Genomic DNA, 23,427 nt, shown 5'->3' with positions numbered 1-23,427 from the left:
GGGCGCTACGCGTACTCGGTCGGGATCACGGCCTCGCCGCGCGAGAGCTGGGTGGCGGACAGCGGCAGGCCCGCCAGGACCTCGCGGTGGCGGTCGCGGGCCGTCTCCAGGGACTCGCGGGCCACGACCTCGCCGCCCTTGACCAGCTCCACCAGGAGCTGCTTGTCCGCCAGCGCCGCCGGCACCGGCCCGGTCCCGAGGACCTCCGCTTCCGCGATCCCCTCGGAGTCGACCCGGCGGGCCGCCCACTTGCGTCCCCCGACGGAGGTCTTGCCGCCCGAGGACTTCTTCGCCACCGACACCAGCGGCGCCTTCGGATCGGCCGAGGCCGCCCGCGCCACCAGCTTGTAGACCATCGAGCACGTCGGGTGCCCGCTGCCCGTCACCAGCTGGGTGCCGACCCCGTACGCGTCCACCGGCGCGGCCGCCAGCGAGGCGATCGCGTACTCGTCGAGGTCCGAGGTCACCACGATCTTCGTCGCGGTCGCCCCCAGCTCGTCGAGCTGCTGCCGCACCCGGTGCGCGACCAGCAACAGGTCCCCGGAGTCGATCCGCACGGCGCCGAGGTCCGTCCCGGCCACCTCCACGGCCGTCCGGACCGCCTCCGCCACGTCGTAGGTGTCCACCAGCAGCGTGGTGGAACCGCCCAGCGAGGCGACCTGGGCGGTGAAGGCGTCGCGCTCGCTGTCGTGCAGCAGGGTGAAGGCGTGCGCGCTGGTGCCGACCGTGGGGATCCCGTACCGGAAGCCGGCCGCGAGGTCCGAGGTGGAGGTGAAACCGCCGACGTACGCGGCGCGCGCCGAGGCGACGGCCGCCAGTTCGTGCGTGCGCCGGGCGCCCATCTCGATCAGCGGCCGGCCGCCCGCGGCCGAGGACATCCGGGAGGCGGCCGCGGCGATCGCCGAGTCGTGGTTGAGGATCGACAGGATCACCGTCTCCAGCAGCACGCACTCGGCGAAGCTGCCCTCGACGCGCAGGACCGGGGAGCCGGGGAAGTAGACCTCGCCCTCCGGGTAGCCCCAGACGTCGCCGGAGAAGCGGTAGGCGGCGAGCCAGTCCAGGGTGCGGGCGTCGACGACGTTCCGCTCGCGCAGGAACTCCAGTACGGCGCCGTCGAAGCGGAAGTTCTCCACCGCGTCGAGCACCCGGCCGGTCCCCGCGATCACCCCGTAGCGGCGCCCCTCGGGGAGCCGGCGGGTGAACACCTCGAAGACCGAGCGGCGGTCGGCCGTGCCGTTGGCCAGCGCGGCCTGCAACATCGTGAGCTCGTAATGGTCCGTGAAGAGCGCTGTCGACGGCACGTCCACCGGCAGGCCCAGGTCCGCAGGGTTCATGCGACGGATGCTAGCGCACATCTCGTCAAAGTGACGAGATGTAGGGGCCCGTTTGTGCGACGGGCCCCCGTCAGTGGCAGCATGGGACAAGTGAGTGTTGCTCCTGTTGAGATCGAACGCACCGAATCGGCCGAAGAGACCTTCGCGGTCCCCGAACCCGACGTCCCGTGGGTGACCCTGGTGCACAACGACCCGGTCAACCTCATGAGCTACGTGACGTACGTGTTCCAGGCGTACTTCGGCTACTCCAAGGACAAGGCGAACAAGCTGATGATGGACGTCCACCACAAGGGTCGGGCGGTCGTCTCCAGCGGCAGCCGCGAGGAGATGGAACGGGACGTGCAGGCCATGCACGGCTACGGCCTCTGGGCGACCATGTCCCAGGACCGCAACTGATGGGCGGCGTGTTCGAGCCCCTCAAGGCCGGCGGGGCCGCCATCGCCCTGGACGAGATCGAGATCTCGATCCTGCGCTCCCTGGCCGTACAGCTGCTGGAACTCATCGGTCCCGGCGATCCGGAGCCCGATCCGGACGCCGACCCGCTGGCCGCGCTCTTCGCCTCCTCCGACGGCCCGACCGAGCCCCCCTCCGACCCGGCCCTGGCCCGGCTCTTCCCCGACGCCTACGGCGGCCCGGAGACCCCTGCCGACGCCGACGCGGAGGAGCTGCGGGCCCACTCGGCCGAGTTCCGCCGCTTCACCGAGAACGACCTGCGCTCCCGCAAGCGGGAGGACGCGCTGGCCGTCGTACGGAGCCTGGACGGGCTGAGCCCGGCCGGCGACGGGGCGGCCGTCCTGGAGGTCGACGGGGAGCTGCGGCTGCGCTGGCTGGGGGCCCTGAACGACCTGCGGCTCACCATCGCGGCCCGCCTCGACATCACGGAGGACGACGAGAGCGCCGTGCTGTTCCGGCTGCCGGACGACGATCCGCGCAAGCCGATGGTGATGGCGTACCTCTGGCTCGGAGGTCTCCAGGAGACCCTCATCGAGACGCTCACCGGGACCCACTGAGAAGCCCTCCCGGGGGAACCTCCGGGGGATCCGCCGAGGAACCTCCGGGGGATCCGCCGAGGAACCTCCGGGGAACCCTCTGAAGATCCTCAAGCGGGTCGGCCGTTCGCTCAGCGGACCCTCAAATCCGGATAACGATCAGATCACCACGATGTGGTGATCTGATCCATTTCAGGACCTCTGTCCTGATTTTTTTATGCCCTGCGTCACATTTTCTTCCCTCATGCGCCCATAAGCACGTGATAAATCTTCACGACCGCCGACGGGGCGCCACCCATGCCCCCCGGCCTGCTTGAACCGGCTGATCGCCGGCGTGCAACTCCATCCGTATCCGGGGGGATCGAGGACCCGATCCGCTGCCAGTCGTGGCGCGGGTCGGCGTGGAGAAAGGCGCACCAAGACATGACCTCCGTACAGGTCGACGAGCAGCAGCACGACACAGGCGAGGGCGACGGTTACCACCGCGCACTCGGCGCCCGCCAGATCCAGATGATCGCGATCGGCGGCGCCATCGGCACCGGCCTCTTCCTGGGCGCCGGCAAGGCCATCTCCAAGGCCGGCCCCAGCCTGATCCTGGCCTACGCCATCGCGGGCCTGGTCATCTTCTTCATCATGCGGGCCCTGGGCGAGCTGCTCATGTACCGCCCGGTGTCCGGCTCCTTCTCGGACTACGCCCGGGAGTTCCTCGGCCCCTTCTGGGGCTACGTGACCGGCTGGACCTACTGGCTCTTCTGGGTGGTCACCGGCATCACCGAAGTCACCGCCGCGGCGCAGTACATGTCGTACTGGACCCATGACAGCTTCCCGCAATGGGCGTACGCGCTGATCTTCACCGTCATCCTCTACGGCGCCAACCTGATCTCCGTGAAGCTCTTCGGCGAGCTGGAGTTCTGGTTCTCCATGGTCAAGGTCACCGCCATCGTCGGCATGATCCTGATCTGCGCCGGCATCCTCACCATCGGCTTCTCCGACGCCGCGGACACCGCCACCGTCACCAACCTGTGGAACGACGGCGGCTTCTTCCCCAAGGGCCTCGGCGGCACGCTGATGACCCTGCAGATCGTGATGTTCGCCTTCCTCGCCGTCGAGCTGGTCGGCGTCACCGCCGGCGAGTCCAAGGACCCCGAGAAGACCCTGCCCAAGGCCATCAACACCGTGCCGTGGCGCATCGCCGTCTTCTACGTCGGCGCGCTCATCATGATCCTGTCGGTCGTCCCCTGGCACGAGTTCCAGCCCGGCGTCAGCCCCTTCGTCGCCGCCTTCGAGAAGATGGGCCTCGGCGTCGGCGCCGCGATCGTCAACTTCGTCGTCCTGACCGCGGCCCTGTCCTCCTGCAACTCGGGCATGTACTCCACCGGCCGCATGCTGCGCGACCTCGCCCTCAACGGCCAGGGCCCGAAGTTCTTCACCAAGCTCACCAAGAGCGGCACCCCGCTGGTCGGCACCACCTTCTCGGCGGCCCTGATGCTGGTCGGCGTCTGGATCAACTACGTGGCCCCCGGCAAGGCCTTCGACTACGTCGTCTCCTTCGCCACCATCTCCGGCATGTGGGCCTGGATCATGATCCTGGTCTGCCAGATCCGCTACCGCGCCGCCTCCGACCGCGGAGACCTGCCGAAGTCCCCGTTCCGCGCCCCCGGCGCCCCGTACACGAGCTACTTCGCCCTGGCCTTCATCGGCATGGTCATCGTGATGATGGGCGTCGACAAGGACGCCCGGGTCTCGCTCTACTGCGCCCCGCTGTGGGGTCTGCTGCTGGGCGTCTCCTACCTGGTGATGAAGTCCCGCGACCCGCGCTCCGCCGCCTTCACCAAGGCTTCCTAAGGCGCCGTAAGGGCCCTGTCCACCATCCGGGCCCTCCCGTACCAGTCCTCGGTACGGGAGGGCCCGTCTGCTTATCCTGTCGCTCATGCTGACCATCACCCAGGCCCTGTACGACCAGATCGTCGCGCACGCCCGCCAGGACCACCCTGACGAGGCCTGCGGCGTGGTGGCCGGCCCGGCGGGCACCGACCGTCCGGAGCGGTTCGTGCCGATGCTGAACGCCGCCCGGTCGCCCACGTTCTACGAGTTCGACTCGAAGGACCTGCTGAAGCTCTACCGCGAGCTGGACGACCGGGACGAGGAGCCCGTCGTCGTCTACCACTCGCACACCGCGACCGAGGCCTACCCCTCGCGCACGGACGTCACCTACGCGAACGAGCCCGGCGCGCACTACGTGCTGGTCTCCACGGCCGACAAGGACGGCCTCGGGGAGTTCCAGTTCCGGTCGTACCGGATCGTGGAAGGCGTGATCACCGAGGAAGAAGTGCAGGTCGTAGCGGCCTACTGAGGCACCGGCACAGGGCTACTTCTCAGTATGTGAGCGATATCCGTCCACAATGCGGGATCACACTCCAAACCAGGCACCGGGAATCGTTAACATGACCGCATGGTTTCCCACGACGTGAGCATCGAGACGCCCGGCAGGCTGCTGCTTGTGGCGCGGCTGCACGTCGACCTGTGCCGCCTCGCCAGCGCCATCTGTACTGCCGCCTGAGCCCCGCAGGCCCCCTCGCGGGCCGCGGCGGCTCACGCCTGCTCCGCTTCGCTTCGCCCGTCTTCCCTTCACCATTCTGACTGGAGCCTGCCATGGCCATCGAGGTCCGCATCCCCACCATCCTCCGCACCTACACCAACGGCGAGAAGGCCGTCACGGGCGCGGGTGCGACGCTCTCCGAGCTGTTCTCCGACCTGGAGACCCGCCACAAGGGCATCCAGGAGCGCATCATCGACGAGGCCAAGGGCGGCGAGCTGCGCCGCTTCGTCAACGTCTACCTCAACGACGAGGACGTCCGCTTCCTCGACGGCATCTCCACCGCGCTCAAGGACGGCGACAACGTCACCATCCTCCCGGCCGTAGCCGGCGGATCGAAGTAATGCGCTACGACTCCCCCCTGGCCGCGGTCGGCAACACGCCGCTGGTACGCCTGCCCCGGCTCTCGCCCTCGGACGACGTCCGGATCTGGGCGAAGCTCGAGGACCGCAACCCGACCGGCTCGATCAAGGACCGCCCCGCGCTCCACATGGTCGAGCAGGCCGAGAAGGACGGCCGGCTGTACCCCGGCTGCACGATCCTGGAGCCCACCTCGGGCAACACGGGCATCTCCCTCGCCATGGCCGCGAAGCTCAAGGGCTACAACATCGTGTGCGTCATGCCGGAGAACACCTCCCAGGAGCGGCGCGACCTGCTGGCCATGTGGGGAGCCGAGATCATCCCGTCGCCGGCGGCGGGCGGCTCGAACACGGCCGTCCGCGTCGCGAAGGAACTGGCGGCGCAGAACCCCTCCTGGGTGATGCTCTACCAGTACGGCAACCCGGACAACGCGGGCGCCCACTACGCCACGACCGGTCCGGAGATCCTTGCCGACCTCCCCTCGATCACCCACTTCGTGGCGGGCCTCGGCACCACGGGAACGCTCATGGGCGTGGGCCGCTACCTGCGCGAGCACGTCCCGGGCGTCAAGATCGTCGCGGCGGAACCGCGCTACGACGACCTCGTCTACGGGCTGCGCAACCTCGACGAGGGCTTCGTCCCCGAGCTGTACGACGCCTCGGTCCTCACCACCCGCTTCTCGGTGGGCTCGGCGGACGCGGTCACCCGCACCCGCGAGCTCCTCCAGCAGGAGGGCATCTTCGCGGGTGTCTCCACGGGCGCGGCCCTGCACGCGGCGATCGGCGTCGGCCGCAAGGCGGTGGCGGCGGGCGAGTCGGCCGACATCGTCTTCGTCGTGGCCGACGGCGGCTGGAAGTACCTCTCGACGGGCGTCTACACGGCGGCCACCACGGAGGAAGCCATCGAAGTCCTCCAGGGCCAACTCTGGGCGTAGCCGGCCTCCCCGACGCGCACCTTTTTGACGCGGAGCTCGCACCGCTCGGCCCCGGGGGGCCTCCCGGGCTTCGCCCCGCTGCGCCGGACTCCGTCCGGCGGTGGCCCGGTCGGGGCTTCCGCCACCGCCGTCCCGCCGCGGAGTCCGGTGGGCGGGTGCGGGTGCGGGTGAGTGTGCCCTGCGGGGCGGGGTCCCCTACCCGCCCTTCGCCCGTTCCCCGGGCGCTGCCCGGACCCGTTCCGGGGGCCGGCCCCCGTACCTCCGTTCCTCCAGCGCTGGGTGCATCCGGCCCCGCCGGCGTTTGAGGCGCGGGGTCCGGGGCGGAGCCCCAGGGTCTTTCGGGGTCCGGGCAGCGCCCGGGGAACGGCGGAAGGGCGGGTAGGGGACACCGCACCCGCCCGCCGGGCACCGCGCCGGGACGGCGGTGGCGGCAGCCCCGACCGGCCCCGCCGGACGGAGTCCGGCGCAGCGGGGCGAAGCCGGTGAGGCCCGCCAGGGCAGCGCTGGGCGAGCGGCGCGTCAGGAAGGCACGTCCTCCAACAGCGCGGCCAGCACCCCCGCATGACCGGCCCCCGGCTCCTTGACGGCAGTCAGCAGCGTGACCGGCCCGGCCGCAGCCACGGACCGCAGCCGCGACAGCTCCGCCACCGCCTCCTCCGAGCGGAGCTCCACCGCGTACCGCTCCCGGAACTCCGCCACCGACCCGCCCCCGTGGAACCACTTCCGCAGCTCCCCCGACGGGGCAACCGCCTTCGCCCACTCGTCGACCCCCGCCGCCTCCTTCGACAGCCCCCGCGGCCACAGCCGGTCCACGAGCACCCGGACCCCGTCCAGCTCCGGCTCCGGGGGATCGTAGACCCGCTTCAGCCGGACGGCCCCGGTCCTCCGAGCCCCCCGAGCCCCTTCACCTCGTCCCACACCGCCGGATCCACCGTCCCCAGCGGCCGCGCCCGCGCGAACTCCCATACCGACACCTCCACGACCCGGTCCGCCTCCAGGAACCCGCCCCGGGCCCCCACCACTCCCGGCGGCAGCGGGATCACCCCGGCGCGCCGGTCGTCGTACTTCCCGGTGATCCGCGCGATCCGTGCCCGGTGGCCCCGTACGCCCAGCACGAGGACGGGCCGTCCGTCCTCCAGGGACCACAGCTCACCGGCCTCCGGCCGCGGCAGCGGTCCCGGTCCGTGCGGGGGATCCGCGGCCCGCCGTACCCGCCGGGGGAGGAGCACCAGCAGGATCACGACCACCACCGCGGCGACCGCCGGCCACCAGGACGTGTCCATACTCCGACCGTAGTCCTGCCCGGCACCCCCGGCATGGCAGCGGCACGCACCGCGGCGGCGCGCACCGCGGCGCACGCCGGACGGCAACCCGCGTCCACCCCGTCGCTCCCCCGGGTGACAGCTCAGGTGATTCGCCCCACAACGGCCTGCCGCGGAGGAGCGACCGGACGTTTCGCGCCTTACGCTCGACCCACGCACGGCCCGCATTCCGTCCACGGACCGTCCACGGAGGTTCACGCTCCATGAAGCTCACCGTCGTCGGCTGTTCGGGCTCGTTCCCGTCCGCGGAATCGGCCTGTTCGAGCTACCTCGTCGAGGCCGACGGCTTCCGGCTGCTCCTCGACATGGGCAACGGCTCCCTCGGCGAGCTCCAGCGGCACATCGGGCTCTACGATCTCGACGCGATCTTCCTCAGCCACCTGCACGCCGATCACTGCATCGACATGTGCGCGTACTTCGTCGCCCGCTTCTACCGCCACGAGGGCGGCCGCTGCGGCACCATTCCCGTCTACGGCCCCGAGGGCACCGAGAAGCGGCTGTCCACCGCCTACGAGGACGTCCCCGACGAGCGCTCCATGAGCGAGGTCTTCGACTTCCGGACCCTGAAGTCCGGAACCTTCGAGATCGGCCCGTTCCAGGTCCGCACCGAGAAGGTCTGCCACCCCGTCGAGTCCTACGGGATCCGCGTCGAGCACGGCGGCCGCTCGCTGACGTACTCCGGCGACACGGGCGCCTGCCCCGAGCTGGGCCTGCTCGCCGAGGACACCGACCTGTTCCTGTGCGAGGCCTCCTTCACGCACGGCAAGGAGGACATCCCGGACCTCCACCTCAACGGGCGCGAGGCCGGAGAGTTCGCCCGCGCCGGCCGCGCCGGGCGGCTCGTCCTGACGCACATCCCGCCGTGGACGGACGCCGAACGCAACCTGGCCGATGCCCGCGCGGTCTACGACGGCCCGGTGGAGCTGGCGTACACGGGCGCGGTCTACGAGGTCTGACCTGGCCAAGGTGGCCTGGAGCTCGTACAGCCGGCCCGTCAGGCTTGGTTGCAGGGCCGCTCGTGGATTCCGCACACGCCCGAGGGCGTGCACACCGGATTGGTGTGCACGCCCTCGGAATTACGGTGTGGTGCTTGCTACTTGGCCTCGGCCTTGAGCAGCTCGGCGAGCTCCTCGTCGGACTCGCGACCGGGGGTCGGGAGGTTCCACTTGGTGATCGCGAAGCGGAAGACGAAGTAGTAGACGACCGCGAAGCAGAGGCCTATGCCGGCCAGGCCCCACGGGTTGTTCGCGATGCCGAGGTTCAGGACGAAGTCCACGGCGCCGGCGGAGAAGCCGAAGCCGTCCCGCATGCCCAGGGCCCAGGTGAGCGCCAGGGAGACACCGGTCAGGACCGCGTGGATCGCGTAGAGGACCGGGGCGATGAACATGAAGGTGAACTCGATCGGCTCGGTCACACCGGTCACGAAGGCGGTGAGCGCGAGGGAGAACATCATGCCGCCGACGACCTTGCGGCGCTCGGGGCGGGCGCAGTGCACGATCGCGAGGCAGGCCGCCGGGAGGGCGAACATCATGATCGGGAAGAAGCCGGTCATGAACTGTCCGGCGGTCGGGTCCTCGGCCAGGAAGCGGGCGATGTCACCGTGGACCGCGCCGGTCGGGGTGTCGAAGGAGCCGGCCTGGAACCACGGGAAGGAGTTCAGCAGGTGGTGCATGCCGATCGGGATCAGCGCGCGGTTGGCGACACCGAAGATGCCCGCGCCGACGGCGCCGGAACCGGTCAGCCACTCACCGAAGTTGTGCAGACCCGTGCCGAGGACCGGCCAGATGAGACCGAAGACGATGCCGGTGATCAGACCCGCGAAGGCGGAGAGGATCGGGACGAGGCGGCGGCCGCCGAAGAAGCCCGCCCAGTCCGGCAGCTTGGTCCGGTAGAACTTCTGGTACAGCAGGGCGGTGATGACACCCATCACGACGCCGCCGAGGACACCGGCGTTGACCGCGGCGTCCACGTGGATGATCTTGTCGCCGTCAACCTTGGCGACCTTGGGCAGGTTGCTGTCGGTGAAGGTGGCGAGCACCTTCTGGAAGACGAGGTAGCCGGTGACGGCCGCGAGTGCGGTCGAACCGTCGGACTTCTTGGCGAAGCCGATCGCGATGCCGACGGCGAACAGGAGCGCCATGTTGTCGAGGATCGCGCCACCACCGGCGGCCATGTAGCCGGCGATCTTGTTCACGAAGGACGGGAGGGTGTCCTTCCCGAGCATGTCGCCCGCGCCCAGGCGGAGCAGGAGTGCGCCGGCGGGCAGCACCGCAACGGGGAGCATGAGGCTCCGGCCGATGCGCTGCATGACGGCCATCACGCCAGCGCCCTTCTTCTTTTCCGCAGCGGTGGCTGTGGACATGGTCTTCCTCCAGTGGACAAGGCGCTGCCTGGGGACATGAAAAGGGGGGGTGGCGGCGTCTCGGGAAAGGGGGACCGCGAGGCCGAAAGGCCTACGTGGTCTACACCACTCAGTGGTGTAGACCAGTTGTAGCACGTGAGGTTCAGGTAAGGAACCCTCCGGTTTCGTGGGGGAGGACACAGTCGGGCATACACGACAAAGGCCCTCGGACCCTGTGGGTCCGAAGGCCTTCGACTCTCCTATGGGCGCCCTGGGCAGGGCTTGTGGCGTGACGGGAGGGGCGTTCGGCCGGCCCCGCACGGATCCTTCGCCGAAGCCCGCAGGGGCTTCGGGCCCGGCCCGGGTGACGCTCGAGGGGGGCCGGCGGGGGCCGGAGATCCCGGCCGCCGGCTATGCCTTGGTGTTCTCCGCCTGCATCGCTTCGATCTCCTCGTCGGACTCCCGGCCGGGCGTCTTGATGTCCCACTTGGTGATCGCGAAGCGGAAGATGCCGTAATAGACGACCGCGAAGCACAGGCCGATCGGAATGATCAGCCAGGGCTTCGTCGCCAGGCTCCAGTTGATGAGGTAGTCGATCAGGCCGGCCGAGAAGCTGAAACCGTCCTTGACCCCGAACGCCCAGGTCACCGCCATCGACACACCCGTGAGCACGGCGTGGACCGCGTACAGCAGCGGCGCGAGGAAGAGGAACGAGTACTCCAGCGGCTCCGTGATGCCGGTGACGAAAGAAGTCAGGCCGACCGACAGCATCAGACCGCCGACCTCCTTGCGCCGGGCCGGCTTCGCGCAGTGCGTGATCGCCAGCGCCGCCGCCGGGAGGGCGAACATCATGATGGGGAAGAAGCCGGTGAGGAACTGGCCGGCGTTCGGGTCCCCCGCCAGGAACATGGGGATGTCACCGTGCACGGTCGATCCGTCCGGCTTGGTGTAGCTGCCGAACTGGAACCACACCGGCACGTTCAGGAACTGGTGCAGGCCGATCACCAGCAGCGCGCGGTTCGCGACGCCGAAGATGCCGGCGCCCAGTGACCCCAGGCTGATCAGCCAGTCCGAGAAGCTCTCCAGCGCGTCGCCGATCGGCGGCCAGATCAACAGGCACAGGACGGCGAAGGCGATCGCCACCAGGGTCATGATGATCGGGACCAGGCGACGGCCGTTGAAGAAGCCCAGCCAGTCCACCAGCTTGACCCGGTGGTAGCGCTGCCAGAACCAGGCGGCCAGCAGACCCATGATGATGCCGCCGAAGACCCCGGGGTTCTGGAAGGTGTACTCGGCGAAGGTCTGGTCGGGACCCAGGCAGCCACCGCCGATGTCCTTCGTCCCCGTCGGGCAGTCCTTGGGGAAGACGCGCAGCACGCTGCGGTAGACGAGGAAGCCGACCACCGCCGCGAGCGCCGTCGAGCCGTCGGCCTTCTTGGCCATGCCGATCGCGACGCCGATGCAGAAGAGCAGGGGCAGGCCGAGGTCGGCGTTGAGCAGCGCGCCGCCCGCGGCGGCCATGACCTTGGCGACGTTCGTCCAGCCCAGGCCGTCCTTGCCGAACACGTCGTCCTGGCCGAACCGGTTCAGGATGCCGGCCGCCGGCAGGACGGCGATCGGCAGCTGAAGGCTCCGGCCCATCTTCTGCAGCCCTTGGAACAAGCCGTTCCACCACTTCGGCTGTGGCACTGCTGCGGCGCTGCTCGCGCTCATCCGCGTCCTCCCTGACCGGCCCGTTTTTGGCAGTCGCGACACTTGCGGCACACTGGTGTAGACCACTTGTGTTGCGGTCGCATTTCACCCGCCCGAGGGCAGGTTGGTGCTGATCGTCATCATTCGGCAGATAGCGGGCATGTGCCCGCATAGCTGGGCCAATCGTGGGTTACCGTGACGAAGCGGACCGCCCTGGTTGGTCGGTCGGTCGGGCGGCGGGCGTCACGGACGCCGGACGCCGGATGTCAGTCGGACTCGTTCTTCGTAGAACTCAGGGAGAAACACATGGCCACCAAGGCTGAGAAGATCGTCGCCGGGCTCGGCGGCATCGAGAACATCGAAGAGGTCGAGGGCTGCATCACCCGCCTGCGCACCGAGGTCATCGACCCGAGCAAGGTCGACGAGGCCGCGCTGAAGGCCGCCGGCGCCCACGGTGTCGTCAAGATGGGCACCGCGATCCAGGTCGTCATCGGTACCGACGCCGACCCCATCGCCGCCGACATCGAAGACATGATGTGAGCTGAGCCCACCGGCTCACGCGCGCGCCCCCGCGCGCACCCTTACGTACGACAGGACCCCGGCCGGACGCACCCGGACGGGGTCTTTTCGCAGCGACCCGGGCCGGGGCCCGCACCGGCTAGGCTCGGTCCCATGTCTCGCATCGACGGCCGTACGCCCGAACAGCTCCGCCCGGTCACCATCGAACGCGGATGGAGCAAGCACGCAGAGGGCTCCGTCCTCGTCTCCTTCGGAGACACCAAGGTCTTCTGCACCGCCTCCTTCAGCGAAGGCGTCCCGCGCTGGCGCAAGGGCAGCGGCGAAGGCTGGGTCACCTCCGAGTACTCGATGCTGCCCCGCGCCACGAACACCCGCGGCGACCGCGAATCCGTACGCGGCAAGATCGGCGGCCGCACCCACGAGATCTCCCGCCTGATCGGCCGCTCGCTGCGCGCCGTCATCGACTACAAGGCCCTCGGCGAGAACACCATCGTCCTGGACTGCGACGTCCTCCAGGCCGACGGAGGCACCCGCACCGCGGCCATCACCGGCGCCTACGTCGCCCTGGCCGACGCCATCTCCTGGGGCCAGGGCAAGAAGCTCATCAAGGCCGGCCGCAAGCCCCTGACCGGCACCGTCGCCGCCGTCAGCGTCGGCATCGTCGACGGCGTCCCGCTCCTCGACCTCTGCTACGAGGAAGACGTGCGCGCCGAGACCGACATGAACGTGGTCTGCACCGGCGACGGCCGCTTCGTCGAGGTCCAGGGCACGGCCGAGGGCGAGCCCTTCGACCGCAAGGAACTCAACGCCCTCCTCGACCTGGCCGCCGGCGGCTGCGCCGACCTGGAAGCCCTCCAGCTGAGCGCCCTGGAACTCGCCCTCTGACGCTGGTGGCAACCGCGCGGCCCGTCCGTGCGTCTCTTGGCATACGGGTGCACGGCGTCGAAGCCGTGCGCCCGTCCACGTACCCGAACGTCTGTATCCGTGCACATCCTCCTGGGGGCCGAAGTGAAGCCGAAGTACCGCCTGGCAGCCGTCGCCCTGACGGCAGCGCTCGCCATACCCGCGATCACCTCTTGCGACGCGATCTCGACCGCGATGGACTGCGCGAGCACGGCGGTCGCCATCACGGACGGCGCCAACGACCTCCAGCAGGCGGTCTCGCAGGCCGGCAACAGCCCGCAGGACGCCCAGAACGCGCTCAACGCGATCGAGGCCAACCTCAAGAAGGTCGGCGACCAGACGGACAACGCCGACCTGAGCAAGGCCATTTCCTCGATGAACACGGCCGTCCAGAACGTCCGCACCTCCATCGAGAGCGGCACCACGGCTCCCGACGTCACCCCGGTCGCGGACGCGGCGAAGGAGATCTCGAAGGTCTGCACCCCGGGCTGAGCCCGCGGCCCGGCGGCCGGAGGGCGGCCCGGATAATGGCTGCATGACCTCCACGCAGCCCAGCCGCCTGATCCTCGCCACGCGCAACGCGGGCAAGGTCACGGAGCTCCACGCCATCCTGTCCGCCGCCGGCCTGTCGCACGAACTGGTCGGCGCGGACGCGTACCCGGAGATCCCGGACGTCAAGGAAACCGGCGTCACCTTCGCCGAGAACGCCCTCCTCAAGGCCCACGCCCTGGCCCGGGCCACCGGCCTGCCGGCCGTCGCCGACGACTCGGGCCTCTGCGTGGACGTCCTGAACGGCGCCCCGGGCATCTTCTCGGCCCGCTGGGCCGGCGCCCACGGCGACGATGCCGCGAACCTCGCGCTCCTCCTGGCCCAGCTCGGCGACATCGGCGACGAACACCGCGGCGCCCACTTCTTCTGCGCGGCCGCCCTCGCCCTCCCGGACGGCACCGAACGCGTGGTCGAAGGCCGCCTCCTGGGCACGCTGCGCCACACCCCGGCGGGCACGGGCGGCTTCGGCTACGACCCGATCCTCCAGCCCCTGGGCGAGTCCCGCACCTGCGCGGAACTCACGGCGGCGGAAAAGAACGCCATCTCCCACCGAGGCCAGGCCTTCCGAGCCCTGGTCCCGGCGGTGAGGGAGCTGCTGGGCTGACGTCGTCCCGTGTCATGCCGAAGGCCCAGCTCTCAGAGCTGGGCCTTCGATTCCATGATCCGTGCGGCCGATGGGATTCGAACCCACATGGACTTTCGTCCAGAGGCACCTAAAGCCTCCGCTTATACCGTTCAGCAACGGCCGCGCGCGCCACAATCCTAGCCGGAACGCGGTGCTTTGCGGGCCGAGATTCGGCTCTCACGGTGGCGACGGCCTCCGCGGCACCAAGTGCTGGTGACGGCGTGACAGTGAGGGCATAGCAGCCGGAGGTTCGTGGCGCGGTCGTCGCTCCAGTCCCCGTTGACGTGGTCGACCTCCAGAGTCATGGGCCGCCCGAGCCACCTGGGGTCTGTCCCGCACATGTCGCAACACTCCGGGACGCCGATCTCCCGCAGCGCGCGCCGCAGGAGTTGGGTGCGGGTGCGTCGCAGCCCGTCGTGCTTCACAAGGATGTCCTCGGCGGTCTTCACAGGGGTGGGACTCTTCTTGCCACGTTGATGGGCCTGTCCGAGGAAGTGTGCTGTCGAGAGGCTGTCCTCGTCTTTGACGTAGCTCCGTCGCTTCAAGTTGTTCATCCGCGCCTCTTGGCGCGGCCGCGGTACGTGTCCGTCGTGGAGTGGCAGTTCGGGCAGACCAGCCGAAGATTGCCGCGACGGCCTCCGCCAGGATCGCCCTCGTCTACTTGAGGGCCTCCACCCTCTCGAAGTGCGAGACGTCCACGCCCGGCTTCCGCATGCGGTCGTGCAGGTACCGCCTCGTCGGACTCTTCGGGGCTACCCCCAGCTTCTCCAGCGCCTCCGTCAGCGTGCGTGAGCTCGCCGCAGCCTCCGTGAGGCGCTCCCTCGTGTACGGGCTGATCGGCATCCGCGCCCCCTCCGTCTCTCGGCCGCACGTGCGGCCCTCGTACGGAGTAACGGACCGATAGTCGGACGGTTACGGCTGATTTCACCCGACAAGCAGCGCGGCCCGCACCGGGTGGGTGCGGGCCGCTGCGTCAGGAGAGGGGCGGGATCAGATGCCCAGGTCCTTGATGATCTTGGCTACGTGGCCCGTGGCCTTGACGTTGTAGAGGGCGCGTTCGACCTTGCCCTCCTCGTCGACGATCACCGTGGAGCGGATGACCCCGGTCACCGTCTTGCCGTACAGCTTCTTCTCGCCGTACGCGCCGTACGCCGTGAGGGTCTCCTTCTCCGGGTCGCTGACCAGGGTGACCTTCAGGTGCTCCTGTTCGCGGAACTTCGCCAGCTTCTCCGGCTTGTCCGGGGAGACGCCGATGACGTCGTAGCCGGCCGTGGCCAGGACGGCCAGGTTGTCCGTGAAGTCGCAGGCCTGCTTGGTGCAGCCCGGCGTCAGGGCGGTCGGGTAGAAGTACACGATCACCTTGCGGCCCTTGTGGTCGGCGAGCGAGATCTCGTTGCCGTCCGCGTCGGGCAGGGTGAAGGCGGGGGCGATGTCGCCCGGCTCAAGTCGCTCGCTCATTCTCAACAGTCTCCTCGGGAGGGGATCGGTACGGTGTCGAGACTAAGCTGCTGACAGACTGTTCATGGTGGGCTACGCCCGCCAAGGGACCGACCACGACGACGGAGGCAGCGCGGTGCCGGAAGCCAGGACCCCCGCACAGATCGAGGCGGACATCGTCCGCCGCCGCGAGCAGCTCGCCGAGGCGCTCGACGAGATCGGGGTGCGCATGCACCCCAAGACGATCGTCGGGGACGCCAAGGCGAGGATGGTCGGCAACATCGACCACGTCGTCGGCCGTGCGGTGGCGACGGTGAACCGCCTCGTGACCGATGCCGGTGACGGGCTGCGTCACGACGACGGCACCCCGCGCGTCGAGCGGATCGTGCCGGTCGCGCTGCTCGCGGTGGGGGTCGTGGGCCTGCTGGTGATGTCGGCGCGCCGCAAGCGCTGATGACCCTGGGGGGTGCGGGGCGGGTGTGGGCGGGTAGGTTCGCTCCGTGAGCGAGAACACCACCACCCACGACAAGCTGCCCATCCGCATGCTGCACGACCGCGTGCTCGTGAAATCCGATTCGCCGGAAGGTGAGCGCCGCTCGGGCGGCGGCATCCTGATTCCGGCGACGGCCGCGGTGGGCAAGCGGCTGGCCTGGGCCGAGGTGGTCGCGGTCGGGCAGAACGTACGGACGGTCGAGCCGGGGGACCGCGTGCTGTACGACCCCGAGGAGCGGGCCGAGGTGGAGGTGCGCGGGGCGACGTACCTGCTGATGCGGGAGCGGGACCTGCACGCCGTGGCCGCCGAGCGGCTGGGGTCGGAAGACTCCACGGGGCTCTATCTCTAGCCCCTGCAGAGATGTGGAAAAGGGCCGGTGACCATCGTCACCGGCCCTTTTCGTTCGGTTTTGCTACGGTGGTGGGGAACCCCCGACGAGACGCGCCGTACCGGGTCGCCCCTGGCCAGTGGCCAGTGGCTGCATGACAAGACGACGCACCCCGTTCCGCTCTCGTCCCGGAGGTGCCTGTCATGGCCTGGGTTCTGCTCATCGTCGCCGGTCTGATCGAAGTCGCTTGGTCGATCGGCATGAAGTTCACCGAGGGATTCACCCGGTTCTGGCCGAGCGTGTTCACGGGCGCCGGCATCGTGGCGAGCATGGTGCTGCTGTCGATCGCGGTCAAGACCCTGCCGATCGGTACGGCGTACGGCGTGTGGGTCGGCATCGGCGCGGCCGGTGCGGCGGTGGTCGGGATGGTCGCCATGGGGGAGCCCGTCACCGCCGCCCGGATCTTCTTCATCTGTCTGCTGCTGGCCGCCGTCGTCGGACTGAAGGCGACCTCCGGTCACTGAGTCACCGGTTCACCGGTTCACCGGTTCACCGGTTACTTCGGTTACTCCAGTAGGTCCGCCGGTGGGCGTAGGCCTTCGGTGGTGCCGCCTTGGGTGCCCGTTGCGGTGCCGCCGTCGGTCTGGCCGCCGGTGGTCTGACCGGCGTCCGTCTGGCCGCCCGTGGTCTGGCCCCCGGTGTTCTGGCCGCCGGTGGTCTGACCTCCGTCCGTCTGGCCTCCGTTGTTCTGCCCGCCCGTCGTCTGGCCGCCGTCCGTCCGGCCCCCGTTCGTCTGCCCGCCTGTGGACGGGGTCCGGGTCGGGCGGCTCGGACGGCCCGAGGGGCGGTCGCCCGGTGTTTCCTCCTGGGAGGGGGTCGGGTCCGGGTTCACGGGCGGGAGCGGCGGGGGCTGGTTCGCGCCCGGCATGAGCTCCAGGTCGAAGTCGAGGGGGTCGCTGTCCCCCAGGGCCGTCTTCGTGTACTGCGCCCAGATCCGGGCCGGGTAGCCGCCGCCGCCGATGCGGGCCTCGCCCAGTGCTCCGTAGAGGGATTCCAGGGAGCCGGTGTCCGGGTCCTGGCCCATCATCGAGACGACGGTGACCAGGTTCGGGGTGTACGCCGCGAACCAGGCCGAGCGGTCCTGTTCGGCGGTGCCCGTCTTGCCGGCGGCCGGGTGGCCGGCGGCAAGGGCGGCCGTACCGGTGCCGTTGTCCACGACGCTGACCAGCATGGACGTGGTGGTGTCGGCGGCTTCGCGGCTGACGGCCTGGGCCGGTTCGCGTGACGGGAGCGGGACGGTGTCCCCCTCCTTGGTGATCTTCTCGACGAAGGTGTACGGGGTGCGGCGGCCGTGGTCGGCGAGGGTCGCGTAGGCCTGGGTCATGTCCAGGACGCTGGCCTGCATGGTGCCCAGCGCCATGGCCGGCCCCGGGTCGAAGTTCGGGGTGTTCTCGGGGATGCCGAGGGCGATGGCGGTCTGCTTGACCTTGTCGGTGCCGACGTCGACGACCATCTGGGCGAAGACGGAGTTGACGGAGAGGTCGGTGGCGGTGTTGACGGTGATGTTGCCGTAGCTGAGCTGCCCCTCGTTCTCCGGGTCGTAGGGGATGCGGCTGCCGACGACGGGTCGTTTGTTGTCGCCGTTGTAGATCGTGTACGGGGTGATCAGGCGGCCGCTCTGGGTGCGGGAGTTGTTCTGGACGGCGGAGGCGAAGACGAACGGCTTGAACGTGGAGGCCACTTGGTAGTCGTGCCGGGTGGCGTTGTTGACGTACTGCTTGGTGTAGTCGATGCCGCCGTACAGGGCGACGACCTTGCCGGTGGACGGGTCGATGGAGACGGCTCCGGTGCGTACGACGCGGTCCGCCTTGCGTTTGGCGGGGTCGAGCTTGCTGACCATCTTGTCGTTGACGGCGTCGACCATGGCGGTCTGGCGGGTCTTGTCGATGGTCGTGGTGATGCGGTAGCCGCCCTCGGCGAGGGTCTTGTCGTCGAGGATCCTGTTCTCGGCGATGTAGTCCTTGATGGCCTCGACGAGGTAGCCGCGCTGTCCGGAGAGGCCGGCGGCCGGGCGGATCTTGCCCGGCTCGGGGAACCGGGTGGCGGCGCGTTCGGCGGGCGTCATCCAGCCCTTCTTGACCATGCCGTCGAGCACGTAGTTCCAGCGGGCGAGGGCGCGGCCGCGGCCCTGGGGGTGGGCGACGACGTCGAAGGCGCTGGGGGAGTTGAGGAGCGTGGCGAGGTAGGCGCCCTCGGCGGTGGTGAGCTTGCCGACGTCCTTGCCGTAGTAGGCCTGGGCGGCGGCCTGGATGCCGTAGGCGTTGCGGCCGAAGTAACTGGTGTTCAGGTATCCCTCGAGGATGTAGTTCTTCGACTTCTCACGACCGAGCTTGATCGCGATGAAGAACTCCTTCACCTTCCGCTTGATGGTCTGTTCCTGGCCCAGGTAGTAGTTCTTGACGTACTGCTGGGTGATGGTCGATCCGGACTGGGTGCCTTTGCCGGTCGCGGTGTTCCAGGCGGCGCGCAGCATCGCCGCGGGGTCCACTGCCCGTTCGGAGTGGAAGTCGCGGTCCTCGGCGGCCAGTACGGCCTCCTGGACGGTCCGGGGGATCTGGGAGAGCGGCACGTTGACGCGGTTGACTTCGCCGTCGCGGGCGAGCTGCGTGCCGTCGGTGTAGAGGTAGACGTTGGACTGCGCCGTGGCGGCCGCGTTGGCAGGCGGGATGTGGACCAGCAGGTAGCCGGCCACGAGGGCGCCGCCGATGAGCAGGGCGAGCAGCAGGCACGCGCCCAGGACCATGCGCCAGGTCGGCAGGAGGCGGCGCCAGCCGGTGCGCTTGCGCTTGGCCTTCTTGGCCGCCTTGGCCTGCTGTTTCGCCGCTCTCTTCGCGTCCTCGGCCGTGGGCGGTGCGCCGGGCGGCGGGGCCGCGCCGGCGCCGGTGGGCTGCTGCCCGTCGGGGGTGTCGGGATCGCGAGGCGTCCATCCGGGCGGTGGTGACGGGTCGCTCATCTCCGGGACTCCTCGGCGCCGTACGAAATATCCACATCTGTACCTCATGCTGTCTACCCGATGGCCGCCGGTTCCGCTCCGGACGGGCGTAAATCGTTCGCGTGGATCGCCCCTCCGCACTAAGCTCGCGCGCTTTGGCCGACGTAGGAACGACGCAGCAACGATCCGGGAAACGGAGGGGACGAGGTGCGCCAGCCGACGGCCCGGCGAGCGGGGCTCTACGGGGCGGTCGCGGCCGGGGGTTTTCGCAGGTACGCCACCTACGGCACGGCCACCGCGGCGGGGGTGTTCACCAACACCGTGTTCGGCTTCATCCTGGCCTACACGTACATCGCGCTCTGGGACGAGCGGCCCGGGCTCGGCGGCTACGACCAGTCCGAGGCCCTCACGTTCATGTGGGTCAGCCAGGCGCTGCTCGCCGCCGGGGCGCTGATCGGCGGCGGCTTCCAGGAGGAGTTCCAAGAACGCGTCCGTACGGGTGACATCGCCGTCGACCTGTACCGTCCGGCCGATCTCCAGGCGTGGTGGCTCGCGGGTGACCTGGGCCGGGCGGCGTTCCAACTCCTGGGCCGCGGCGTGGTTCCGCTGGTGATCGGCGGGCTCGCCTTCCAACTGGCGCTGCCCACCGCCCCGCTGCGCTGGCTGCTCTTCCTGGTCTCCGTGTTCCTCGGGCTGGTGGTGAGCTTCGCGCTGCGCTACCTGCTGGGTCTGGCGGCCTTCTGGCTGATGGACGGGGCCGGGATCAACATGATGGCCACGGTCGTCTCCATCTTCTGCTCCGGGATGCTGCTGCCGCTGACCGTGTTCCCGGGCGGCTTCGGGGAGTTCGTCCGCGTCCTGCCCTGGGCGGCGATGCTCCAGGTACCGGTGGACGTGCTGCTCGGCGGAGGCGGCGGGGCCGGTGGGGCCGGCGGGGCCGCGCGTACGGCGGGGGCCCTGGGCTTCCAGGCCGCGTGGGCGGTGGTGCTGCTCGGGCTGGGCCGGCTGGTGCAGTCGGCGGCGACGCGGAAGGTGGTGGTTCAGGGTGGCTGAGCGGGTGGTGGAGGGAGGGACGGAGGCCGGGGTGGAGGCAGCGGCGGAGGGAGGAGCGGGGGGAGGGGTGGCCGGGGTGGGCGTGCCGGCCGGAAGGGCGGCGGAGCCCGGGCTCCTCGTGCCGCGGCGCAGCCGGGTCCTGGAAGGGCTGCGCGGCTACCGGCTGATCGCCGCGATGTGGATCCGGTCGACGATGACGTACCGCACGTCCTTCCTCCTCTCCACCTTCGGGAACGCGGCCATCACGCTCCTCGACTTCGTGGCGATCATGATCATGTTCTCGCACGTGGACGAGCTGGGCGGCTTCACGCTGCCCGAGATCGCCCTGCTGTACGGGTCCTGCTCGGCCTCCCTGGGCCTGGCCGACCTGCTGCTCGGCAACACCGACCGGATCGGTTCCCGGATCCGCGACGGCTCCCTCGACACCATGCTGGTCCGCCCGGTCCCGGTGCTCGCCCAGGTGGCGGCCGACCGGTTCGCGCTGCGCCGGCTGGGGCGCATCGGGCAGGGGCTCGCGGTGCTGGGGTGGGCCGTCTCCGAGCTGGACCAGCTGCACTGGACGGCCGGGAAGGTGCTGATGGTGCCCGTGATGATCACGGCCGGGGCGGCGATCTTCGGCGCGGTGATGGTGGCCGGGGCGGCCTTCCAGTTCCTCGCCGGGGACGCCGCTGAGGTGCAGAACAGCTTCACCTACGGCGGCTGCACCATGCTCCAGTACCCGCCGACCGTCTTCGCGAAGGACCTGCTGCGCGGGGTGACCTTCATCGTGCCGCTCGCCTTCGTCAACTGGCTGCCCGCGCTGTACGTGCTCGGACGGCCCGATCCGCTGGGGCTGCCGGGGTGGGTGGCGTACGCGAGCCCGCTCGTGGCCTTCCTGGTGTTCCTCCCCGCGTCGCTGGCATGGCGCGCGGGCGTCCGTTCGTACCGCAGCACGGGGAGCTAGTCGTGTCGGATGCGCTCATTTCATTGGACGGGGTCGAGAAGGTCTTCGACGTACGCCGCCGGGTGGGCCTGGTGCGCCGTGAGAAACGGCAGGTCAGGGCCGTGGACGGGATCAGCTTCGAGGTGGCCCGGGGCGAGATGGTCGGCTACATCGGGCCCAACGGCGCGGGCAAGTCGACCACCATCAAGATGCTGACCGGCATCCTCACCCCGAGCGGCGGCCGGCTGCGGGTCGCGGGCATCGATCCGGCGCGGGAGCGGATGCGCCTCGCGCACCGGATCGGCGTGGTCTTCGGGCAGCGCACGACGCTGTGGTGGGACCTGCCGCTGAAGGACTCGTACGCGCTGATGCGGCGGATGTACCGGATCCCGCAGGCGCGGTTCGCGGAGAACATGGAGCGCTGCGTGGACCGGCTGGACCTCGCCGAGCTGCTCGACGTACCGGTACGGCAGTTGTCGCTGGGGCAGCGGATGCGCGGGGACATCGCGGCGGCGCTGCTGCACGACCCCGACGTGCTGTACCTGGACGAGCCGACGATCGGGCTGGACGTGGTGAGCAAGGCGAGCGTACGGGGCTTCCTGCGGCAGCTGAACGAGGAGCTCGGCACGACGGTGCTGCTGACCACGCACGACCTCCAGGACATCGAGCAACTGTGCGAGCGGGTGATGGTGATCGACCACGGGCGGCTGGTCTACGACGGCTCGCTGGGCGGGCTGCACACGGCGGACGGCGCGGACGGTGCGGTGGTGAGCGAGCGGACGCTGGTGGTGGACCTGGAGCGGGAGCTCCCGCCGATCGAGGTGGCGGGGGCGCGGGTGGTGAAGGTGGAGGGTGCGCGGCAGTGGCTGGCGTTCCCGGCGCGCGCTTCGGCGGCTCCGCTGGTGGCGGCGGTGGCGGCGGAGTACCCGCTGCTGGACCTGTCGGTGCGGGAGCCGGACATCGAGGACGTGATCGCGCGGATGTACGCGGGGCGGGGATAGGGGTCAGTGGTAGGTAGGGGGGCGGGGCGGGGAGGGTCGGGGCGGGGGTTAAATCAGGGACAACCCTGAGCCGGAGAGGGGTTCGGGCCGTACCGCTCTCCGGGGTGACTGCATAGGCTGGTCCGCATGAGTGATGAGCGGTCCGAGAAGCCGTTGCCGGAGTCGGCGCAGTCCGAGGAGCAGCCGCAGTCCGAGGAGCAGCCGCTGTCCGAGACGGCCCTCCCGGGAGGACCATCGCCCTCGCAGGTGCCCTCGCAGGTGCCCTCGCAGGCGCAGGCGCCTGCACCCTCGCCGGCGCCGCTGCCCGAGCTGAGGGCTTCGGACGCCGACCGGGAGCGGGTGGTGGACCGGCTGCGGGACGCCGTCGCCGAGGGCCGGCTCGACATGGACGAGTTCGAGGAGCGGCTGGACGCCGCCTACCGGTCCCGTACGTACGCGGAGCTCGAACCGCTGACGCGGGATCTTCCGGCGCTGGGCGCGACGGCGCCGATCGCGGCCGCCCCGGTGGCTCCGGTCGGGCTGACGAAGGCGGAGCCGGCGGGTTCGGAGGCCGCCTGGCCTGCCCGGATCGTGGGCGGCGGAGGGGCGGCGGGCGGTCCGGCCATGGCCGTCGCGGTCATGTCGGGCTTCCAGCGCAAGGGCAACTGGACCGTGCCCGCCCGGTTCCACGCGGTGGCGTTCTGGGGCGGCGGTGAGATCGACCTGCGCGAGGCGAACTTCGCGGAGCGGGAGGTGGTGATCAACTGCGTCGCCATCATGGGCGGCATCCAGATCACCGTGCCGCCGGGCGTCGAGGTCGACGTGCGCGGCATCGGCGTGATGGGGGGCTTCGACCAGCGCGACAGCCCCGGCCCGGTGGAGCCGGGGGCTCCGCGGGTGGTCGTGACGGGCCTCGCCTTCTGGGGCGGGGTCGAGGTGAAGGTGAAACCGCCGAAGCAGCGGGCGATCGCGAAGCAGAAGCCGCGCAAGGAGTTGTAGAGGGAGCTGCGGAGGGAGCTCCAGGGCGACACGGTCCGGGGGACCGCGGTCCACGGACG

Annotated in this window: 27 protein-coding genes and 1 tRNA gene; 19 read left to right on the top strand and 9 right to left on the bottom strand. The window is 70.0% G+C overall.

Annotated elements, in window-relative coordinates:
- Window positions 1–5: 5 nt before the first annotated feature.
- The gene (locus ACFYM0_RS25460; RefSeq protein WP_388505243.1) at window positions 6–1,334 is read right to left on the bottom strand and encodes a nicotinate phosphoribosyltransferase; all 1,329 of its coding nucleotides are present in this window, start codon (window positions 1,332–1,334) and stop codon (window positions 6–8) included.
- A gap of 81 nt (window positions 1,335–1,415) precedes the next feature.
- On the opposite strand from ACFYM0_RS25460, the gene clpS reads away from it, so the two are divergent.
- The 7 genes from clpS to ACFYM0_RS25425 all read left to right on the top strand — a co-directional run bounded on the left by clpS (window position 1,416) and on the right by ACFYM0_RS25425 (window position 6,213).
- Window positions 1,416–1,730 carry an ATP-dependent Clp protease adapter ClpS gene (gene clpS, locus ACFYM0_RS25455; protein WP_254383268.1) on the top strand — a complete coding sequence of 105 codons (315 nt, stop codon included), beginning with the start codon at window positions 1,416–1,418 and terminating at the stop codon, window positions 1,728–1,730.
- The gene (locus tag ACFYM0_RS25450) at window positions 1,730–2,344 is read left to right on the top strand and encodes a DUF2017 domain-containing protein (protein ID WP_388505240.1); all 615 of its coding nucleotides are present in this window, start codon (window positions 1,730–1,732) and stop codon (window positions 2,342–2,344) included. The genes clpS and ACFYM0_RS25450 overlap by 1 nt, the downstream gene beginning before the upstream one ends.
- A gap of 402 nt (window positions 2,345–2,746) precedes the next feature.
- On the top strand, window positions 2,747–4,168 hold the full coding sequence (locus ACFYM0_RS25445) for an amino acid permease (RefSeq protein ID WP_388505238.1): 1,422 nt from the start codon (window positions 2,747–2,749) through the stop codon (window positions 4,166–4,168).
- 85 nt (window positions 4,169–4,253) lie between these two features.
- On the top strand, window positions 4,254–4,676 hold the full coding sequence (locus tag ACFYM0_RS25440) for a Mov34/MPN/PAD-1 family protein (RefSeq protein ID WP_388505235.1): 423 nt from the start codon (window positions 4,254–4,256) through the stop codon (window positions 4,674–4,676).
- A 99-nt stretch (window positions 4,677–4,775) separates the two neighbouring features.
- Entirely contained in the window at window positions 4,776–4,883 is a 108-nt protein-coding gene (locus ACFYM0_RS25435; protein ID WP_323182362.1) for a putative leader peptide, read from the top strand.
- A 92-nt stretch (window positions 4,884–4,975) separates the two neighbouring features.
- A complete protein-coding gene (locus tag ACFYM0_RS25430) occupies window positions 4,976–5,263 on the top strand; it encodes a MoaD/ThiS family protein (protein WP_254383264.1) in 288 nt (95 codons plus the stop codon).
- On the top strand, window positions 5,263–6,213 hold the full coding sequence (locus ACFYM0_RS25425; RefSeq protein WP_327252950.1) for a cysteine synthase: 951 nt from the start codon (window positions 5,263–5,265) through the stop codon (window positions 6,211–6,213). The genes ACFYM0_RS25430 and ACFYM0_RS25425 overlap by 1 nt, the downstream gene beginning before the upstream one ends.
- Before the next feature lie 519 nt (window positions 6,214–6,732).
- Here ACFYM0_RS25425 and ACFYM0_RS25420 read toward each other — a convergent pair.
- Entirely contained in the window at window positions 6,733–7,032 is a 300-nt protein-coding gene (locus ACFYM0_RS25420) for a DUF488 domain-containing protein (RefSeq protein WP_388505230.1), read from the bottom strand.
- 44 nt (window positions 7,033–7,076) lie between these two features.
- Window positions 7,077–7,496 carry a hypothetical protein gene (locus ACFYM0_RS25415; RefSeq protein WP_388505227.1) on the bottom strand — a complete coding sequence of 140 codons (420 nt, stop codon included), beginning with the start codon at window positions 7,494–7,496 and terminating at the stop codon, window positions 7,077–7,079.
- 242 nt (window positions 7,497–7,738) lie between these two features.
- On the opposite strand from ACFYM0_RS25415, the gene ACFYM0_RS25410 reads away from it, so the two are divergent.
- Window positions 7,739–8,491 carry an MBL fold metallo-hydrolase gene (locus tag ACFYM0_RS25410; RefSeq protein ID WP_388505224.1) on the top strand — a complete coding sequence of 251 codons (753 nt, stop codon included), beginning with the start codon at window positions 7,739–7,741 and terminating at the stop codon, window positions 8,489–8,491.
- A gap of 137 nt (window positions 8,492–8,628) precedes the next feature.
- Here the strand turns inward: ACFYM0_RS25410 and ACFYM0_RS25405 are convergent, their stop codons facing one another.
- Together ACFYM0_RS25405 and ACFYM0_RS25400 are read right to left on the bottom strand one after the other, a co-directional pair.
- Window positions 8,629–9,897: a PTS transporter subunit EIIC gene (locus ACFYM0_RS25405; protein ID WP_388505221.1), complete on the bottom strand. Its 1,269-nt coding sequence runs from the start codon at window positions 9,895–9,897 to the stop codon at window positions 8,629–8,631.
- 390 nt (window positions 9,898–10,287) lie between these two features.
- Window positions 10,288–11,589 (bottom strand): PTS transporter subunit EIIC, encoded by a 1,302-nt coding sequence (locus ACFYM0_RS25400; RefSeq protein ID WP_388505218.1) that lies wholly within the window; start codon window positions 11,587–11,589, stop codon window positions 10,288–10,290.
- A gap of 174 nt (window positions 11,590–11,763) precedes the next feature.
- On the opposite strand from ACFYM0_RS25400, the gene ACFYM0_RS25395 reads away from it, so the two are divergent.
- The 4 genes from ACFYM0_RS25395 (at window position 11,764) to rdgB (ending at window position 14,143) form a co-directional block, all read left to right on the top strand.
- Complete coding sequence (locus ACFYM0_RS25395) at window positions 11,764–12,108, top strand: glucose PTS transporter subunit EIIB (protein WP_388505217.1); 345 nt, start codon at window positions 11,764–11,766, stop codon at window positions 12,106–12,108.
- 132 nt (window positions 12,109–12,240) lie between these two features.
- Entirely contained in the window at window positions 12,241–12,972 is a 732-nt protein-coding gene (gene rph, locus ACFYM0_RS25390; protein ID WP_388505213.1) for a ribonuclease PH, read from the top strand.
- A 99-nt stretch (window positions 12,973–13,071) separates the two neighbouring features.
- Window positions 13,072–13,482 (top strand): hypothetical protein, encoded by a 411-nt coding sequence (locus tag ACFYM0_RS25385; RefSeq protein ID WP_388505211.1) that lies wholly within the window; start codon window positions 13,072–13,074, stop codon window positions 13,480–13,482.
- A gap of 43 nt (window positions 13,483–13,525) precedes the next feature.
- Window positions 13,526–14,143, top strand: a complete 618-nt coding sequence (gene rdgB / locus ACFYM0_RS25380; protein WP_388505208.1) for an RdgB/HAM1 family non-canonical purine NTP pyrophosphatase — start codon at window positions 13,526–13,528, stop codon at window positions 14,141–14,143.
- 62 nt (window positions 14,144–14,205) lie between these two features.
- Here rdgB and ACFYM0_RS25375 read toward each other — a convergent pair.
- The 3 genes from ACFYM0_RS25375 to bcp all read right to left on the bottom strand — a co-directional run bounded on the left by ACFYM0_RS25375 (window position 14,206) and on the right by bcp (window position 15,622).
- A tRNA-Leu gene (locus tag ACFYM0_RS25375) sits at window positions 14,206–14,288 on the bottom strand.
- A gap of 533 nt (window positions 14,289–14,821) precedes the next feature.
- A complete protein-coding gene (locus tag ACFYM0_RS25370) occupies window positions 14,822–15,007 on the bottom strand; it encodes a hypothetical protein (RefSeq protein WP_388505206.1) in 186 nt (61 codons plus the stop codon).
- A gap of 147 nt (window positions 15,008–15,154) precedes the next feature.
- Window positions 15,155–15,622, bottom strand: a complete 468-nt coding sequence (bcp, locus tag ACFYM0_RS25365; protein ID WP_243337246.1) for a thioredoxin-dependent thiol peroxidase — start codon at window positions 15,620–15,622, stop codon at window positions 15,155–15,157.
- A gap of 64 nt (window positions 15,623–15,686) precedes the next feature.
- On the opposite strand from bcp, the gene ACFYM0_RS25360 reads away from it, so the two are divergent.
- From ACFYM0_RS25360 to ACFYM0_RS25350, 3 genes are all read left to right on the top strand, one after another.
- Complete coding sequence (locus ACFYM0_RS25360) at window positions 15,687–16,055, top strand: DUF3618 domain-containing protein (protein WP_388505203.1); 369 nt, start codon at window positions 15,687–15,689, stop codon at window positions 16,053–16,055.
- A 46-nt stretch (window positions 16,056–16,101) separates the two neighbouring features.
- The gene (locus ACFYM0_RS25355; protein WP_250741151.1) at window positions 16,102–16,443 is read left to right on the top strand and encodes a co-chaperone GroES; all 342 of its coding nucleotides are present in this window, start codon (window positions 16,102–16,104) and stop codon (window positions 16,441–16,443) included.
- Between the two features lie 182 nt (window positions 16,444–16,625).
- Entirely contained in the window at window positions 16,626–16,946 is a 321-nt protein-coding gene (locus tag ACFYM0_RS25350; RefSeq protein WP_243337238.1) for a multidrug efflux SMR transporter, read from the top strand.
- A gap of 41 nt (window positions 16,947–16,987) precedes the next feature.
- On the opposite strand, the gene ACFYM0_RS25345 is transcribed toward ACFYM0_RS25350, so the two are convergent.
- Window positions 16,988–19,435 carry a transglycosylase domain-containing protein gene (locus ACFYM0_RS25345; protein ID WP_388505200.1) on the bottom strand — a complete coding sequence of 816 codons (2,448 nt, stop codon included), beginning with the start codon at window positions 19,433–19,435 and terminating at the stop codon, window positions 16,988–16,990.
- A gap of 186 nt (window positions 19,436–19,621) precedes the next feature.
- Here ACFYM0_RS25345 and ACFYM0_RS25340 point away from each other — a divergent pair, with 186 nt between their 5' ends.
- The 4 genes from ACFYM0_RS25340 (at window position 19,622) to ACFYM0_RS25325 (ending at window position 23,368) form a co-directional block, all read left to right on the top strand.
- On the top strand, window positions 19,622–20,467 hold the full coding sequence (locus ACFYM0_RS25340) for an ABC transporter permease (protein ID WP_388505198.1): 846 nt from the start codon (window positions 19,622–19,624) through the stop codon (window positions 20,465–20,467).
- Window positions 20,468–20,543: 76 nt separating this feature from the next.
- Window positions 20,544–21,410 carry an ABC transporter permease gene (locus ACFYM0_RS25335; protein ID WP_388505431.1) on the top strand — a complete coding sequence of 289 codons (867 nt, stop codon included), beginning with the start codon at window positions 20,544–20,546 and terminating at the stop codon, window positions 21,408–21,410.
- Window positions 21,368–22,390: an ATP-binding cassette domain-containing protein gene (locus tag ACFYM0_RS25330; protein ID WP_388505196.1), complete on the top strand. Its 1,023-nt coding sequence runs from the start codon at window positions 21,368–21,370 to the stop codon at window positions 22,388–22,390. Before ACFYM0_RS25335 ends, ACFYM0_RS25330 begins: the two co-directional genes overlap by 43 nt.
- A 126-nt stretch (window positions 22,391–22,516) precedes the next feature.
- A complete protein-coding gene (locus ACFYM0_RS25325) occupies window positions 22,517–23,368 on the top strand; it encodes a DUF1707 domain-containing protein (RefSeq protein ID WP_388505194.1) in 852 nt (283 codons plus the stop codon).
- Window positions 23,369–23,427 lie beyond the last annotated feature (59 nt).

The sequence above is a fragment of the Streptomyces sp. NPDC006487 genome, assembly GCF_042870555.1.
In the GTDB taxonomy this organism is placed as follows: domain Bacteria; phylum Actinomycetota; class Actinomycetes; order Streptomycetales; family Streptomycetaceae; genus Streptomyces.
This window is presented reverse-complemented; position numbering and strand designations above follow the sequence as displayed.